The 18134-nt window shown below is 49.8% G+C and carries 13 protein-coding genes; all 13 read left to right on the top strand.

All coding sequences use genetic code 11. The features are described 5' to 3' along the window. Positions 1-73: 73 nt before the first annotated feature. The 13 genes from BN1247_RS09545 to BN1247_RS09485 all read left to right on the top strand — a co-directional run bounded on the left by BN1247_RS09545 (position 74) and on the right by BN1247_RS09485 (position 18125). Positions 74-1459 (top strand): extracellular solute-binding protein, encoded by a 1386-nt coding sequence (locus tag BN1247_RS09545; RefSeq protein ID WP_054950174.1) that lies wholly within the window; start codon positions 74-76, stop codon positions 1457-1459. A gap of 299 nt (positions 1460-1758) precedes the next feature. Continuing rightward, positions 1759-2286, top strand: a complete 528-nt coding sequence (locus BN1247_RS09540; protein ID WP_054950173.1) for a GNAT family N-acetyltransferase — start codon at positions 1759-1761, stop codon at positions 2284-2286. A gap of 388 nt (positions 2287-2674) precedes the next feature. After that, positions 2675-4348, top strand: coding sequence for an extracellular solute-binding protein (locus tag BN1247_RS09535; RefSeq protein ID WP_054950172.1), 1674 nt, complete (start codon positions 2675-2677; stop codon positions 4346-4348). A gap of 112 nt (positions 4349-4460) precedes the next feature. Continuing rightward, positions 4461-5354 carry an ABC transporter permease gene (locus BN1247_RS09530; RefSeq protein WP_054951594.1) on the top strand — a complete coding sequence of 298 codons (894 nt, stop codon included), beginning with the start codon at positions 4461-4463 and terminating at the stop codon, positions 5352-5354. 21 nt (positions 5355-5375) lie between these two features. Further along, positions 5376-6260 (top strand): carbohydrate ABC transporter permease, encoded by an 885-nt coding sequence (locus BN1247_RS09525; RefSeq protein WP_054950171.1) that lies wholly within the window; start codon positions 5376-5378, stop codon positions 6258-6260. Positions 6261-6418: 158 nt separating this feature from the next. After that, positions 6419-7747: a right-handed parallel beta-helix repeat-containing protein gene (locus tag BN1247_RS09520; RefSeq protein ID WP_054950170.1), complete on the top strand. Its 1329-nt coding sequence runs from the start codon at positions 6419-6421 to the stop codon at positions 7745-7747. 17 nt (positions 7748-7764) lie between these two features. Further along, complete coding sequence (locus BN1247_RS09515; protein WP_054950169.1) at positions 7765-9576, top strand: sensor histidine kinase; 1812 nt, start codon at positions 7765-7767, stop codon at positions 9574-9576. After that, positions 9569-10462: a response regulator transcription factor gene (locus tag BN1247_RS09510; protein WP_054950168.1), complete on the top strand. Its 894-nt coding sequence runs from the start codon at positions 9569-9571 to the stop codon at positions 10460-10462. The genes BN1247_RS09515 and BN1247_RS09510 overlap by 8 nt, the downstream gene beginning before the upstream one ends. A gap of 92 nt (positions 10463-10554) precedes the next feature. After that, positions 10555-13848 (top strand): glycoside hydrolase family 2 TIM barrel-domain containing protein, encoded by a 3294-nt coding sequence (locus BN1247_RS09505; RefSeq protein ID WP_054950167.1) that lies wholly within the window; start codon positions 10555-10557, stop codon positions 13846-13848. A gap of 47 nt (positions 13849-13895) precedes the next feature. Further along, positions 13896-14081 carry a hypothetical protein gene (locus tag BN1247_RS09500; RefSeq protein ID WP_054950166.1) on the top strand — a complete coding sequence of 62 codons (186 nt, stop codon included), beginning with the start codon at positions 13896-13898 and terminating at the stop codon, positions 14079-14081. Between the two features lie 55 nt (positions 14082-14136). Beyond that, positions 14137-14673, top strand: a complete 537-nt coding sequence (locus BN1247_RS09495) for a GNAT family N-acetyltransferase (RefSeq protein WP_054950165.1) — start codon at positions 14137-14139, stop codon at positions 14671-14673. A 330-nt stretch (positions 14674-15003) separates the two neighbouring features. Beyond that, positions 15004-16710: a molecular chaperone HscC gene (locus BN1247_RS09490; protein WP_054950164.1), complete on the top strand. Its 1707-nt coding sequence runs from the start codon at positions 15004-15006 to the stop codon at positions 16708-16710. Further along, on the top strand, positions 16707-18125 hold the full coding sequence (locus BN1247_RS09485; RefSeq protein WP_054950163.1) for a tetratricopeptide repeat protein: 1419 nt from the start codon (positions 16707-16709) through the stop codon (positions 18123-18125). Before BN1247_RS09490 ends, BN1247_RS09485 begins: the two co-directional genes overlap by 4 nt. Positions 18126-18134 lie beyond the last annotated feature (9 nt).

Genomic DNA, 18134 nt, shown 5'->3' with positions numbered 1-18134 from the left:
AGTCTATTTGCATTTATCGTGTGTTTAAGGAGATGTTTGTAATTAATTTATCATTCGAAATGGGGAGAGCGAAATGAAAAAGTGCACTGTTGTCGGGATCATCGCTGTCTTACTAGTTTCGTTAATAGCGTGTTCATCGACTGATCCGGTCGCTGATAGAAACCGTAATTCTAAGAAAGTTGACAAAGTGTCTGATATCTCTGGCACAGTTAGAGTAGCCTTGGCCGGTTGGCAATTGGATGACGGAATTGACGCGTTGACAGGGGCAAAATCAATCGGATTTAATACATTTGTCAAAGAAACGTTTAATCAAATGTACCCGAACATAAAACTCGAGGTCACACAAATTCCGTGGGAGAATGCACAGGCTAAACAGAAGGCACTATTGTTGTCCAAAGATGTCGACGTGCTGTATACAGGTGGTGCTTTTGCTTCACAGTTTTATCAACAGGGGCTTTTGCGAGATATTGACGATTTAATCGAGCAAGATAAAGATTTTAATCCGGATATTTATTTAAAAGGACTGTGGGAGAATTCTTACAGCACGCGGTCACTTGATGGGACGAAACAGTTTGGTCTCCCGACTGTCCTCGGAAAACGTGCGATCGTGTACGATAAAAAGATTTTTGACGATTGGGGAGTCGAATATTTGTCCGATCATCCGACTCCGGAAGAAGTACTAGAAAAGGCGAAACGAATGACTGGTAAAAATCCGAAGACCGGTAAAAAGAACTACGGTCTCTGGTTTAGCGGCAACAATATTAATCAATCGACGTTTGTTGCCCTATCGTATGCTTACAAGGTGGATGGCGGGATTGGGTCACTCGATGACCTAAAAAATATTGAATGGAAAATCGACACACCCGAGATGAAGAAAGTACTAGCATGGTTGGAGGAAGCCGCCAAATACGCGCCAAAAGCTTTCGTTAACGGACAGGGGATAGAAAACTTTGGCCTTGAAAATAATGACGTGGCGATTGCCTTAGACAACGGTGGCGGTTCTGCCTTTACTGAATATCGCAGTTCCGGCAATACAGAGCTAATCGAGCGATTCGTGCCTGTACTTAACTTAGGCCCTAACGGAGAAGGTTGGGTTGCGATGGATCCAGTCATTATGGCAAAAGACGTGAAAGATGTCGATTCTGCTTGGGAAGTTATGAAGTTTTTAGCGGGGTATGAGACACAAAGGCATAACTATGAAAATTTCCTCATGACTCCGACGTTAAAAGAGGCGGACTTTACTGATTCAAAGGATGTGTACACCAAGAAGGCAATGGAAATTGCCGAGCACGCTAATCCGACGTTAATGGACGAGGCGAACCCGTTTTACAACAGTAAGATGGTTCCGCAAATTAACGGGTTTATAAGCGATGCTGCCAGCGGTAAAGCACCAGACATAAAAAAGTTGTTAAGTAAGATGCAACAAGAAGCTGTTGAGTGGTCGAAAAATCAAAAGTAAGTGGGCTCAATGAAAAAAAGAAGTGTTTGTCCCCAGATAGGAGGAGGGAATCTCCTCTCATCGAAGTGGTGACGGGCGATGTCCATCGAGATCTTTACATCCGCCTATTCGGCGACGTACAATAAAAAGTGATCGAAGCGACGTAAAAAGAAAACTATCAATTGTATGTTCGATTTTCAGAGACGCGCATCGTCTGTATAGAGAAACCGCAAGGTACGGGACAGGCGCTGGGGCGTGTTGCACCCCGGACGACTATGCAGATGGCGGCATAAACGATTATAGAATAGGGGGCCATATAGATGATTACATTCCGAGAGTTAGAACTTAAGGAAGCCGACAAAATAAGAGACATCGATCGGTCCGAATGGATTGAACGCATTTATGAAATGCGTGAAGGGGAAATGCAAGAGATTAAGGCGGGGCACGAGTGTCCGACTTGGGAAGAAGCGGAATTAATGTCTCTCATCAACCGCTGCAAGCGTGAAATTGAAAACGGAGGCAAAGCGATCGGCGCTTTTGATCACGAGCGCTTGGTCGGGTTTGGTGTGCTCGCGCACAAATTTAGAGGAAAAAATAACGATCAACTACAAGTTGATCTCATGTATGTCTCTAGAGCGTATCGCCGGCGAGGGATTGGTAGGAAAATAATGGAGGCGTTATGTAAGGAAGCGGCTAGACGGGGCGCCAAGTATGTATACATTTCCTCGACGGAAACGGAATCGGCCGTCAACTTTTACGGGAGTTTGGGCAGTGAAGTCACGGAGGATGTGGATCCAGAATTGTTTGCGTTAGAATCGAAAGATATACATATGGTGAAGAAATTGTAACAAAAAAAGAGCTGGTCGCGAAAGAGAGCTCTTTTTTTAGGTTAGCTTTAAGGTTAGTTTCTATTTCTTTATGCGACGCATGTCTGTCGTTCGTTCTATGCATGCGCATCGTCTTATGCAGCGAGAGTTGCATTGCTGGCTAGATTTTGTTCGCGTGCTGTCGGATTGTGGTGGTCGTTGTTTAGATGCTGTTGATGCTATTACCTCTTGCGTGTGCACACTATGTAGCGCTTGATACGTCGCGACCGTTAAGAACCGTATGATTGAAAAGTAGTATAAAAAAGATAGTCAGTGTACAAATCGGGTAGTAGTGGCGTGCACTTACCCATGATATATTGTAAGCGAGAAGCGAACGATGTCAAAATGACGCTTGAGGAGGGTGAAGGGAGTGGGTTGGAAGCAGTGGACGGCGAATGTTGGCGTCACTGTTTTTGCGGTGTTGTTACTCGTGTTGACGGCTTGCAGTGGCACAGGGACGACCGATCCGTCACAGGTGGAGAAGGTGGCGCCTCGCGCAAAGGCGGGAGACCCGTTTGGCAAGTATGAGCCAATGCTCAAAGTGCACGCGGCGCGGGCGTTAGAGACGAGTTGGCGTTACGATTCGGGAGACGATCTCGACAGTAATGTGTGGACGCGTGAGTTTGAGAAAACACTCGGCGTCAAAGTCGTTTACGACTGGACGACGGCTAAGCCAGATGAGTACACGAAAAAATTAAATGTCATTATCGCTTCAGGAGATGAGTTGCCCGACGTCTTACAAGTAAACGGTGCCCAGTTAAAGCAACTGGCGGAAGCAGATCAACTGGAAGATTTAAGCGATGTGTTTGATCAGTACGCGGCTCCGTTTACGAAAGAGTTGATGAATCAAGACGAAGGGCGCGGGTTGCGCGCGGCTACTTTTGACGGAAAATTGTTAGCGATTCCAACGTTAAGCGGCTCGATCGTGCAAAACGATGTGCTCTGGATTCGCACCGATTGGTTAAAAGAAGTTGGACTCGACGCGCCGAAGTCGATCGACGATGTCGTGAAAATTGCCGAAGCGTTCGTGCAAAAAGATCCTAACGGTAGCGGTAAAAAAGATACGTTTGGCCTCGGCATTAGCCAAGGGCCACAAATAACGAACGGCGGAATTGGCGATTTGGGTGGCTGGTTTGCCGGATTCAACGCGTATCCTGGAATGTGGGTGAAAGACGCTGCGGGGAAAATTGTTTACGGAAGCATTCAGCCGGAAGTAAAGGAAGCGCTAGCCAAATTGCGGGAGATGTACCAAGCCGGTTTAATTGACCGCGAGTGGGCAGTGAAGGGCTGGGATAAGCTCGGGGAGGATATCGTTAACGATAAAGTGGGGATGTTTTACGGTGCTAACTGGGCGTCCTACTATCCGATGGACGTTTCGAAAAATAAGGCGTTAGATCATATGAAACCGTTTTCTGCCGTGGCGGTGGATGGAAAGAAGCCTGCGGTACAGGCGGTACGGCAGGATGTGGACAATTTTATCGTCGTAAAAAAAGGATACGCACACCCAGAGGTCGTCGTGAAACTGTTAAATGTCTTTCAGGAAAAGCTGTGGGGTGAGACGGCTGATTCTAGCAAATACGGAACGAGCCCAGACGGAGTCGAGTATTTCAAATATCCGCTCGTGCAATCTTGGCCCACGACGAAAGACATCCCCGACAACCTCGATGCCGTGCGCGCAGCCCTCGCTTCCGGCGATACGTCGCAGTTGAACAGTGAACAAAAAGCTGGTTACGACAACATTAAGGCGTACAACGACGGCGATTTAGTGAAAGGGTGGGGGACAGCGCGCCAGTTTGACGCCTTTGACATCATTAAAAAAGATAACATGGACGACAAGATTGTCTCTGAATTTTACGGGGTGCCCTCGCAGACGATGGTGGAAAAAAAGGCGTCGTTGGATCAAATGTCGGAAGAAGTGTACACGAAAATTATTATGGGCGAAGCGCCGCTCGACCACTTCGACACGTTCGTGGCCGATTGGAAAAAACTCGGCGGGGAACAAATGACGAAAGAAGTGAACGATTGGTTAGCGGAACAGAAATAATCCCGCCCGTCGAACGGTTATGTTGATCCACCCGCTCTATACGACCCGAACTGGGGAGATCGGCGTCTTACGGAAAGGTAGCGACGAAGGGAGGTGAGATGGTGTGCGACTTATGAACCATTTCAAGCGGTACTATATGTTCCATTTAATGCTTCTTCCTGCAGTCGTTCTCGTGCTCATTTACAGCTACTACCCGATGTTCGGCATTATGATCGCCTTCAAGAAGTTCTCCGGCTTTCAAGGGTTTTTCGGTTCGCCGTGGGTGGGGCTGGACAATTTTAAATACGTGTTTATGATGCCGGAGTTTCCGCTCGTACTACGAAATACACTCGTCATTGCCACGCTTAAAATCGTCGGCAACTTAGCCGTGCCGATCGTCATTGCTTTACTATTGAACGAAGTGAGGATTTCTTTCCTCAAACGAGGTGTACAGACACTCATTTATTTACCCCATTTTTTATCTTGGGTCATTTTAGCTGGCATTCTCAAAGGGATCCTCTCCCCTTCCAACGGGATAGTCAACCAGCTACTCGGCCTGTTCGGGGTGGAACCGATTTTCTTTTTGGGGGATAACCAGTGGTTTCCGTTCACGATAATCGTTAGTGACATATGGAAGGAATTCGGCTTTAATACGATTATTTACCTCGCGGCCATTACGTCGATCAATCCGTCGTTGTACGAAGCGGCGGTCGTCGACGGTGCCTCCCGTTGGAAGCAAACGGTACACATTACGTTGCCCGGCATGTTTCCGATCATTATGCTGTTGGCGACGCTCAGTTTAGGTAACGTGTTGAACGCAGGTTTTGACCAAATTTTTAACTTGTACAGCCCCGTCACATATGAAACAGGCGATATTATCGATACGCTCGTGTACCGCGTCGGCATCGTCAATGCGCAGTACAGCATTTCAACGGCAATCGGTCTCTTCAAATCGGCTATTTCGTTAGTGCTTATCTCTACATCTTACTGGTTCGCACACCGTTTTGCCAATTATCGCATCTTTTAATACGATTGAGGGGAGATGACGATGCGTAGCTTGTCTTGGCCGCGCAAAGTTTTTTTAATCGTTAACTATATGTTTTTGATCGCGTTGGGACTCGTTTGTGTTCTACCGATTGTCCATTTGCTCGCCGTTTCGCTCAGTTCCGCTGGTGCGGCCTCTGCTGGCCACGTGAGTGTGTGGCCAGTCGACTTTAATTTAGAGTCTTACAAAGTAGTACTAGAAAAGGGCCAATTTATGCGGTCGTTTTTTATCTCTGTCGAACGATTAGTCTTAGGGACGTCACTTAGCATCTTGTTATGTATCCTTACCGCTTACCCGCTTTCCAAGGAAAAACACCGTTTCCCCGGGCGTACCGTTTACGTGTGGTTTTTCGTCTTTACGATTTTGTTTAACGGGGGACTCATCCCGAGTTATTTGGTCGTGAAACAGACCGGTTTGTTAGATACGATCTGGGCGTTAGTCGTTCCGGGTGCAGTCAACGTGTTCAACATCGTGCTTTTGTTAAACTTTTTTCGCGGCTTACCGAAGGAACTAGAGGAGTCGGCACGCGTCGACGGGGCGAATCAATGGACGGTGCTGTGGCGTATTTACTTACCACTATCACTACCTGCGTTAGCGACGATCACGTTGTTTACGATGGTCGGACATTGGAACTCGTGGTTTGACGGTTTGCTCTATATGAAAAATCCGGCGGACTACCCGTTGGCCACGTATTTGCAGTCGATTACGGTAACGGTCGACGATTTGCGCAATATGCAGCTCGAAAGTCAAGCGACGGCAAACGTCGTGTCGGACCAGACGGGACGGGCTGCGCAAATATTTATGACCGCTTTACCGATTTTACTCGTCTACCCGTTCTTACAAAAGTATTTCGTTAAAGGGTTAGTGTTAGGAAGCGTAAAAGAATAAGGTAAAGTATGTGGGCGTGATCAAGGCAACGTGCAAAAAGGAATCATGTAATGACATAGGCATAATGAAAACTGTGTCGGTATACCGTGTACTAGAGAACAATTCACAGGGTCAAGTCATAGGGACAAATCATAAGGTTAAGAGGAGGCGTGTGATCGATGGCGTGGATCATCGCGTTGGTAGCGCTTATCGTGCTATTGTTGGTGCTCGTTTTTTTCCTCATAATGAAAAGGCGAAAAGTTGCGCTGACACCCGCTTCGATTCAGCAGGAGATCGATAAGGTGAGTGCGGCGGGAGGCGGTACGGTTTTCGTTCCGGCGGGTGAGTATATTCTCGAACAACCACTCGTGTTACAGTCGAATGTCCACTTGAAAGGGGAGGGGATAGGGGAAACCGTTTTTCGCATAAAAGCAAAATTGCCAGACGGATCGAGTGCCGGCTTTCATATGTTGACAGCTGAGCGCGCGCAAAACGTGAAAGTATCTCGGATGACCCTCGATGGGCAAAACTCTCAGCGCCCAGATAAAATTAACGATCCGTTCGCCCATACACTCAGTTTGGCATGGGTGACAGGGTTTGAAATTTTCGATATTGAAGCGATCAATTCAGCCGGCGGGTCGATTGTCCTCTACAATGTGAACGACGGCAGCGTTCACGACACCTTCATTACGAACAGCGGTTCCAATGCGATCTTAGGGTTACAGCGTAACGACAATGTGCAAGTGGTGCGCAATACCGTCCAGAAAACGCTCAACCAGAACGGCATCTACTTCATGTTTCAAGATGAAAAACAGTCGACTAACATTACGATTGACGGCAATACGGTGCGGGAAGCCGCCGATTACGGGATCGAAGTCGGCCATACGATTCAAACGCCGACCAGTCCGCCTCACCGACATATTTTCGCGCGCAATAACGTGGTTGAACATTCGTATTGTACCGGCATCGGTTTTCGCAGTGTATCCGACGGGGTTATCGAAAACAATACGATCCGAGGTTACGCCAAAAATGATTTATATGGCTGTAATGGGATATTTGTCGAAGGTCGAGCTAGCCTCCATCACGATGTCGCCGTTCGCAACAATAAGGTGCTTCAAGATCGAGAGGCGTATCCGAAAGCCGGTACAGATGACCCGTATCAACAGGCGATGTATATTACTGGTATGGACGGGATGACGATTGAGGGCAATACGATTGAAGATAGTTGGAATGACGCCATTTACGTACTAGCTTCTTATTTTGAGGGCAGTACCCCAGACTACCCGGATGGGCGTAGAAAATATTTGAACATTCACATCGATAATAACACGATTCGAAGCAGTGAATGTTCTGGAGTCCATTTTGACGACTACCCTTCGAGCGGCAACACAGTCATCGATAATACGATCTTAGACAGCGGAGGGATACCGATTGTCATCGAGGGTGACCCGTCGCGCGTCTGTGTACGCGACAATGTGACAGCGACTGATCCGTCTGAAGTGTCATAAAAAAAGGGATGGAGGAGATGCGCACGCCTTTACGGCAGGTTGGCGAGCGGGTTTGTGAGCGGGTTTGTGAGCGTAATTTTACCCTATTTTCCAAAATTGTCGTTGCCTTCTTGTTAGTCGTCATCCCGATTAGTGCCATCGGTCTGTTGGTGAATCTGTCGGGAGAAAAAATCGTGCGCGACGAGTTGTTGCAGTCGCACGCGACCAACGTGCATTTTTATTTGCAGTCGCTAGAAACAGAAATCGCGCGTATTATGCGCGTAGAACAAGAGTATCTCGTGAAAGACGACGATTTTCGGAAAGCGGGTACGATGCCTGAGACAATGAGTGACTACGAGCGATCCCAAGTGATTCGCCGCATTATGAGCAAGTTATCGATTTTGAAAAGTTCGAGTCCGTATGTGAAGGAGATTAGCATTTATTTTCCGAAGATCGGGCGGACGATCTGGGCGAATCGCCTCGGGGAAGAGACTCCGCATGGCGAGTCAGGGGAGGTCACCCGCAGTGCAAGGTCATCCGGCTCTCCACTGAACCATCGGAATAACGAGCTGTCTTTAAGTATTGCTTACCCGACATCCGGTGTGGGCATGTCTTTTGCACTGAAGGTCGAGCTTTCGCTACCCCTACTAGAAAAGGCGCTCGCCCAACTGTCGAACTTTGCCACTTCCCAGTCCATTTTATTGCACGAGCAGGAAGGGTGGGCCATTCGTGCGAAGCCAGAAGACGACACACTCGCCCACATTCGCCAATTTCTGGCGCACCCCTCTAATGCCGACGTTTTGTCTGGGCAGGAGCGGCTTGTCATCAATAAACACGCATACCTCCTTTATTTTGAACGATCCCCTTCTCTCGGGGTGACACTCATCCACTATGTCGCAGAAAAAGAGGCGCTCGCGATCCTCAATCAGTATCGTACGTCGCATTGGATGCTCATCGGCGTCTCTTTCATCGTCGTTGTCCTTTTTTCATACGGCATTTTTCTACTCGTCGATCGCCCGCTGAAACGGTTGGTGCGCGCGTTGCGTCAAGTAGGGAAAGGCAATTTGGCGTTCCGCCTCCAGCAAAAATACCGAGATGAATTTTACGATGTGTTTAAGCAATTTAATACGATGGCCAGTCAAATTCAAACGTTGATCGACGAAGTGTCGGAACAGAAGACGCGTTCCCAACGGTCGGAATTAAAGCAGCTCCAGTCGCAAATCAATCCCCATTTTTTATACAACAGTTTGTTTATTTTACTTACGTTAATTAGGCAAGGAGAGATGAAAAGCGCCGAACAGTTAGTGCTGCACATGGGGACGTTTTTTCGATTGATAACGCGGAACGGCGAAGATGAGGTCGCGTTGGAAAAGGAGTTTTTGTTTGCAAACGCGTACATCGGTATTCAATCCATCCGCTTTCCGCATATTGACGTCAGATGCAGTGAACTTCCGGTATCACTATTAAAGTTTAAAGTTCCTAGATTGATCGTACAACCGATTATCGAAAATGCGTATGTGCACGGTTTGGAAGGGAAAGACGGTGACGGCATGCTACTTATTGACGTGTGGGCAGCGGACGGTTGCGTCACGGTGTGCGTGGCGGATAACGGCGACCAGTTAGACGAAGCGACATTGCAGCGGTTGAAGGAGGCGTTGGTGGCGCGCGCGGATCAGTCAACGTCGCGCGCCTCCACGGATGTAGCGGAAACGACGGGGCTACTCAATGTGCATCGGCGCTTACAGTTGAAATACGGGAATGCGTACGGTATTCAGTTGTCGCGCGGGGAGCTCGGGGGACTGGAAGTACTTATGCGGTTCCCGCTTTGTCAGGGGGACAATCATGTATAAGTTATTAATTGTCGATAACGAAAAGGTGATCGTGGACGGACTGGTTGCCTATTTTAAAGAACTAAAAACGCTAAATGTCGAAGTGTACGGCGCTTATTCGGGTAGCGAAGCGTTAAATGTGTTGGAGGAAGTCGCTTGTGACGTTGTACTTTCCGATATCCGCATGCCGCGTATGAGCGGTTTGCAATTACAGCGAGAAGTGACGTCGCGGTGGCCGCACTGCCGATTCGTTTTTCTTTCGGCGTACGACGATTTTTCTTATGCGCAGCAGGCGTTACGGGGAGGCGCGAGCAATTATATTTTAAAGACAGAAGGGTATGAAGCGATTGCCGAAGCTGTCTCCACCGCGCTTACTGAAGTCGCCGACATGAACCGAATTGCCCGTTTCCTCTCTGTAGCCAAGAAGCAGTGGCGAACGTCGTGGCCGCTGTTACAGGAGAAGTGTATGCGCCCCGTGCTTCGCGGCAACTGCGCGACACGGCATCGTCCATTACACCTTCCAGACATTCCGGATGAGTGTTCAGATCCGATCGAGTCTCCGGAGAGGCAAGTCCTTGAGGTTTCTCACGCGCGAGACATTGTCCAGCGCATCCATGAGTATATCGGTAACCATTTAGGGGACGATTTGTCGCTAACAGCGATCGGCGAGGCGTTAAACTACAATCCGTATTATTTATCCCGCCTGTACAAACAGTTGACGGGCCAGGGGTTAGCGGAGTATGTGCAAGAAGCGCGACTGGAAAAGGCCAAACAATTACTCTGCGAAGGCGATTTAACGATTTACGACGTGTCGCAGGCGATCGGATTTGTTTCCGAGAATTATTTCTATCGATTTTTTAAAAAGCATACTGGTATGACGCCACGAGAATATGTGGGTGGAAAATGAGTTGTTGTTAATTTGTGGAGTGGATCAGCTTTTAATCGGTGAAGGAATCGCTATACTAGAATTGAGACTGTACCGAGGGAGAGTGTGAAGCAATGGCCCACAACAACAATGACTGGGAAAACCCGCAACTGTTAAGTAGGGGGCGTTTACCGAGTCGGGCATACTATTTTGCCTATGACTCAGTCGAGCGCGCGTTAAGCTTTCAAAAGAAGTACACAAAAGGGTATAAAACGTTAAACGGCCATTGGAAGTTTTTGTTCCTGGAGGCGCCGGAATTGTCGCCGGAACACTTTTTCGCAACCGATTTCGACGCGAGTGCGTGGGATACGATTCAAGTGCCGCGCAGTTGGGAGACGGCTGGCTACGGCCAAATGCAGTATACGAATATCGTGTATCCGTTTCCGCTCAATCCGCCGTACGTGCCGACAAAAAACCCGACCGGCATTTATAAACGCACGTTTAACTTGTCTGACGCGTGGTTAGAAGAGAAGGTTACGTTGCGCTTCCAAGGGGTGGACAGTGCCTTTCACGTGTGGGTTAACGGGGCGCGCGTCGGCTATAGTCAGGTGAGCCGGATGACGAGTGAGTTCGACATTACCCCGTACGTGCGATGCGGCGAAAACGACTTAACGGTGCGCGTGTACAAGTGGTCGGACGGCAGTTACTTAGAGGATCAGGACATGTGGTGGTTGAGCGGAATTTTCCGCGACGTGGCGCTCGTGCGGGAAAGCGCGGTGCGCGTGTGGGATTTTAAGGTTGAAACGCCGCTCGACGACAATTATGAAGACGCTTGGCTCGATACGCGCATAACGGTTTCGAACGATCGCGACGAAGGCATTGCCGACTATGTACTGCAAGTGGAATTGCGCGATGGTGCGACGCGACGATCGGTGCCCCTTACGGACAATGCGCAGACGGTTCACGTCGCTGCCCGAGGAGAAGAGACAGTACATTTCCGTATCCCGGTGGCGAAGCCGAAGTTGTGGTCGGCGGAAGACCCGAACTTGTACATTTTGTTGATTAAGCTGCTCAATGCGGATGGCGATGTCGTAGAAGTCGTACCGAAAAAAATCGGTTTCCGCACGATCGAGATTAAGGGGCATCGCATGCTCGTGAACGGGAAACCGGTGCTGTTCAAAGGGGTTAACCGGCACGACTACCATCCGGAGTACGGCCGCTACGTGCCGCAAGAGCAAATGGTGGACGATATAAAAATGATGAAACGGCACAACATTAACGCGGTGCGGACGGCGCATTACCCGAATGACCCGACGTTTTACGAGTACTGCGACGCGTACGGCCTGTACGTGATCGACGAGGCGGACTTAGAAAACCACGGCTTCGAAGAGGCGGGGCACAAAAATTACTTATCTGACCGCACAGACTGGTCGGACGCTTATGTGGAGCGCGCGGTGCGCATGGTCGAACGGGATAAAAATTCACCTTCGGTCATTATGTGGTCACTTGGCAACGAAGCCGGTTTCGGCGACAATTTCCGTAAGATGGCGGCAGCGTGTAAACGGATCGATCCGACGCGTCCGGTCCATTACGAACAAGACCGCGCGAATGACGTGCCGGAGGTGGCCGACGTACATAGTGAAATGTATGCGCCGATCGAAAAAATCGTTGACATCGCGGAAGATGAGACGAAAACGAAGCCGTACATGTTGTGCGAGTATGCCCATGCGATGGGGAACGGTCCCGGCGGGCTAAAGGAGTACCAAGACGTCTTTTACAAATATGATAAAGTACACGGCGGTTTCGTCTGGGAGTGGTACGACCACGGCATCAAGCGACAAACGGCAGACGGTACGGACTATGACGCTTACGGAGGGGATTTCGGCGAAGAGCCGCATGACGGGAACTTTTGTATCGACGGGCTCATCTTCCCGAACCGCCAACCGTCGCCCGGTTTAATCGAGTACAAAAAAGTGATTGAACCGATTAAAATGCACGAGGTGAACGCCCGCGAGGGGCGGTTTGCGGTCGAGAACTTGTACGATGTGTTAACGCTCGACCACGTATCGCTCGTGTGGACGTTGAAAGATGTGGCGGGGGGAGTCTTAACGAGCGGTAGCATGGCGCTGCCGACGATTCGCGCGGGAGGGACGGGTGAAGTGGCTCTGCCTTATGCGGACGTCCTTAGCCAGCAACGGTATTCAGAAGTTGCTAACGATCATCCACAACTTATCCTCGATGTACGCTTTATTTTGAATCGGGAGACGAACTGGGCCGCTTTCGGACACGAAATCACATTCGCGCAGTTTGTGCTGAGCGGCGAAGCAGGCGAAGGACAGGGGCGGGCGAACGCGTGCGGAACAGGGGGCGAACAGGCGAATCTAGTAACAAGAGGTGGAAAGGTTGATGAAAAGGCTGATGGAGAGGCTTTGCCGACCGGGGCGTTAGCAGAAGTGACGGAGACGTCGCAGCAAGTGGAGCGAGTAATCGTCACTTCGCCACGGCACGCTCTATTGCGGACGGAGGAAGAGGCCCACGCGTTACACATCTTCACAGAAAACACGCGCGTGACGTTCAATAAAGTGTTCGGGACGTTACAACAGGTCGATTACGCGGGTGAGCGCCTCATAACGAGAGGGACGTCGCTCAACTTCTGGCGGGCGCCGATCGACAACGATATGTACGTCGAAGAGCGGTGGCGGACAGAAGACTTCTTACACCTGTTGCAAGAAAGTGTCACGAGCTTTACTTGGGCACAGCAGGGCGATTGCGTGACGGTAACGATTCATACGCGCATTGCGCCGCCGAACCGCTTCTGGAGCTACAATTGCTGCTACGCGTACACGATCACGGCCGACGACGTCATTGCGCTGGCGGTGAGCGGTGACTTTGCGACGAACGGGGTCGACAAAAAAATACCCGACATGCTGCCGAAGATCGGTTTGCAGTTAGAAGTCGGTGCCATGTACGATCGCGTCCGCTGGTTCGGTCGCGGGCCGGGTGAATCGTACAGCGACAGCAGGCAAGCGGCGACACTCGGCGTGTACACGAAAACGGTCGACGAGATGTTCACCCCGTACGTGAAGCCGCAAGAAAACGGCAACCGGACAGATGTGAAGTGGGCGTCGCTGACGAACGGCATCGCGCAAGGATTGTTTGTCGCATGCCCAGAAGGCGTCAATTTCAGCGTGAGCCGCTACGATGCCGAGCAGCTGGCCAAGGCGAAACACGCACACGAGTTAGAGGCGAAGGACAGCTTACTCGTCAATATTGACTACAAGCAAAATGGCCTAGGCAGTAACAGTTGTGGGCCGGCTCAACTTCCGGAACATAAGCTCACTGCGGAAAGCTTTGCCTTTAAGGTCGTGCTCACACCGTTTTCTAGGGTGGAAACGGACGAAAGTGAGTTATATAAAAACGTGCGATGAACGCTAAATGACACATTCATGACATTGCTACGCCAAATGTCGAACCGTTGGATTGTCGCTTCGATGTCGTCACCGTCGATTTGGAGCAGGCGATTCACACGTTACTCACGTATTTGCTCGACCTCGGGCATACAAACTATATCGGTGGGAACGATGCGGACGGGAATAGAGAGGCTTTCGAAGACGACATGAACGATATAGAGATGAAGGAATCGGCGGGAGGTGGCGTATGAAAGTGACATCAGTGAGATCATACAAGTTTCAATATGAGGGAGTGTGTGATGCGATTTGTTAACGGGGGAAAAGGTCACCTTGCGCCAAGTGAGGGAAGAAGATTTACCAACTCTTTGGGAGTACATATACGGAGAGAAAGACCCGGAATGGAAGAAGTGGGACGCACCGTATTTCCCGCACGAGCCGATGGACGACAACTCGTTTCGGGAAGGCTGGCAGCGACATATGGCGGACGATGCAGCGCGACTCGTCATCGAGGCGGACGGAAAACCGATCGGTAGCGTCAGCTACTATTGGGAATGCAAAGAAACGAAATGGCTTGAAGTCGGGATCGTCATTTACAATCCTCACTATTGGAGCCACGGTTACGGCAGCGAAGCGTTGACGCTTTGGATCGAGGAAATGTTTAACAGGTTCCCCGACATTGCCCGCGTCGGGTTAACCACGTGGTCGGGAAACGCGCGCATGGTGAGGGCGGCCGAGAAAATAGGGATGCAGTTAGAAGGCCGCATGCGTAAAGTGCGGTATTACAACGGTGTTTACTACGATTCGATTCGCATGGGGGTCTTGCGCGAAGAGTGGCAAGCATAGCTCGTATCATGGAGATTTCCTTATGCGGATTGCTGTTTAGTTGCTCAAGGGTGCCCGGCAACTCAAGCTTAGGTCAACTCAAGCTGCAGGCGTCTCGGGCAGCAGACCACTTGGGTAGGAAGCAACTTTATTTCGCGCGTTTTGAACAGAGAGATGTAAGTATCGTTTAAGTTGGCTGCGGCGACTTCGCGGCGAGTGTGACGATTCAGCGATTCTGCGAAAAATGTCGCGATCTTTTTCGAAATCACTTTTTATAGTAGGATTATTTAGTAGCAGTAGGAGCGAGAGTAGCAGACGAAAAGCTACATTTTTAGAGAGAGGAGTCAATGAATGGCAACGATCGGCATTGACTTAGGAACGACGAACAGTTTGGTTGCCTATTGGGCAGAAGACCGCGCAGTGATTATCCCTAACGTACTCGGCGAACACTTGACGCCTTCGGTCGTCAGCGTCGACGACAACGGAGAGATTTTGGTCGGACAAGTGGCAAGAGAGCGACTCTTAACCCATCCGCTCGTTACCGCCGCAACGTTCAAACGGTTTATGGGTACGGAAAAGACGTATCAGTTGGGGAAATACACGTTTACTCCGGAGGAGCTGTCTTCATTCGTCATTAAGGCATTAAAAATGGATGCGGAAGCGCATTTGGGTGAAACAGTGACAGAAGCGGTCATTAGCGTGCCCGCTTATTTCAACGACACACAGCGTAAGGCGACGAAACGAGCAGCGGAAATTGCTGGTCTTAAGGTTGAACGGCTCATTAGTGAACCGACAGCAGCGGCGATGGCGTACGGGCTGTACCAAGCGGAAGAAGAGACGCAGTTTCTCGTCTTTGACTTAGGTGGCGGCACGTTCGACGTGTCGGTGCTGGAGTTGTTCGAAGGGGTGATGGACGTCCAGTCGATCGCCGGAGATAACTACCTCGGAGGAGAAGATTTTACGGAGCTGCTCGTGTCTCATTTTATCTCGTCACATAAGATCGACGGTGACACACTAGACTCCAAGACGCGTGCGGCTATTTTCAAGCAAGCGGAACACTGTAAACTCGTTCTCGGTGCAGAACCTTCCGCGGTGATGCGAGCGACAGTCGACGGCGACATGTATGAGACACGCCTTTCGCGCAAGGAGTTCGAGAAGTTAGCGAGCTCGCTCTTGTTGCGTTTGCGCTATCCGATTGAACGGGCACTGCGCGATGCGGAGTTGTCGCCGCGCGACTTGGATGCTGTCATTTTAATCGGTGGAGCGACACGCATGCCGCTCATTCGAGCTGTTATCGCAAAAATGTTTGGGCAAATGCCGTACGCCAACATTAACCCCGATGAAACCGTCGCTCTAGGTGCAGCGATTCAAGTGGCATTGAAAGAGCGAAATGAGGCGTTGGATGAAGTTATATTGACCGACGTGTGTCCGTATACGTTAGGGACGGATACGACGAAAAAACTGGGGAACGGCAAGTTTGAGTCGGGGTACTTCGAACCGATCATTGAACGGAACACGCCGATTCCAGTGAGTCGCGTGGAACGATTTCATACGCTGCACAACAATCAAAAAAGGATTCTCATAGAGGTGTATCAAGGGGAAAGTCGCCGCGTAGTCAACAACGTCAAACTGGGAGAACTTGAAGTGAAAGTACCCCCTGCACCTGCCGGGGAGCAAGAAGTCGACATCCGCTATACGTACGACATTAACGGTATTCTCGAAGTGGAAGTGATTATTCTCTCGACAGGAGAGAAAGAAAGAATCGTCATTGAAAAAAATCCCGGAAATCTAACGAAAGAGGAGATTGAAGCGAGGTTGCTAGAACTGAAGGACATTAAGATCCACCCGCGCGATCGCACCGAAAATAGATTACTGTTAGCTAAAGGTGAACGCCTCTACGAGGAGCTGATCGGGGAGAAGCGTGAATACATCGGCTTTCTCTTACAGCAGTTCGAAAGTGTGCTCAGCACGCAAAACGATAAAGATATTAAAAAAGCGGCAACTGCGTTGAAAGAACAGTTGGCGAGCATGGAAGAATGGAACGGTTTTCTGCAATGATTTGGGACATATTGGAGACTGCGCCGACAAACGATGTCAAGGCGATTAAAAAAGCTTATGCGAAGAAATTAAAGTTGTATCGTCCCGAAGATGACCCTAAAGGCTACCAGCGCTTGCGGGAAGCGTATGACGAGGCGATCGAAGGGGCGAAAAGAGGGTACAATGTCGTAGACTCTTGGGAAACCGAAACGTCATCGGTCGAGGACGAGCAGGATGCGGCTGAAGGGTTGCGTCGTGGTGAGGAAGAAGATGCTACGACGCTGCACAGCGCTAGCGATCAGGAAGCGAGCGGGACGTTGCCAAGTAGCTGGGAACAAAGCGGGGCTACAGAGGCGACCGAGCACCCGACCGAGCATCCGACCGAACACCCGATTGAAGGGTTCATGCAGAAAGTGGCGGTGCTGTATGACGATTTTTTTGCACGTATTGACCCTAAAAACTGGGAAGAACTGTTGAACGCTTCGGTCGTCTGGGACTTGAACTACAGCGAGGTGTTGCAAGATCGTCTGGTCGACTTTTTGCAAGTGCACCGCTTTTTGCCATGGGACGTTTGGAAATTGCTCGATCGGACGTTCCGTTGGAGTGATTCCCAACTAGACCTTCTGTACGATGAGGAGACGATTCGGTTTTTACTTGAGGGGATAAATGGTAATTGGGCGATGCGGTACAATCATTTCCAACCGACCGAAGGCGTTGATTTCGAAGCGTTTTTGCACTTGCGGGAAGAAGCGCGACAGGCATTGTCGACGAGCGATTTTGCGGCTGCGAAAGATGCGCTAGAAAACGCTTCGCGTGTGTATGCGCGCGACCCGGACTTGTTGCACTTGCAAGGGGTGTATTACTTGCGGACGGGTGACGATGAACGCGCTTGGCAGTCATTTAACGACTTGCTCGCTGTTAATCCGGACGATGCGGACGGTTTACTGTACCGCGGACACCTTTATTACCGTCGCGGGGATTACGCGAAAGCGATGGCGGACGGTGAACGGTTGCTAGAAACGGAACCAGAACATGCAGATGCGATTCACTTACTCTTGAAGTGTGCGGTAACGGTGAACGATATGAAAATGGCACGCGGTTGGATTGACAGGGCGGAAGAGTTGGGAATAGGACGACTAGAATACAACTCCTATAGCGCCCGTATTTATAATCGGGATTGTAGATGGCTTGCGACGCTCGATCGCTCGAAAAAACGAAAGATGATACTGAGAAAATCCATTTGGTATACGATGATATTTATGCGGCGTGCGTGGATTTACATCCTATTTGCAATTTATATTTTGTTGACTTCGTATCACTCGATGACATTCAAATACTGGGTGATGATATGTTTACCGATCGCGTGGGAATTGTGGAGAGTATATCGTGTGTTTATCCATAGGCGAACCTCAATTTTTAAACGGATCTTTTCGTGAGGAGGTGCT

Source organism: Numidum massiliense (assembly GCF_001375555.1).
Taxonomy (GTDB): Bacteria; Bacillota; Bacilli; order Thermoactinomycetales; family Novibacillaceae; genus Numidum; species Numidum massiliense.
The sequence above is the reverse complement of the archived record's forward strand: the minus strand, read 5'-3'. Positions and strand labels throughout refer to the sequence as shown.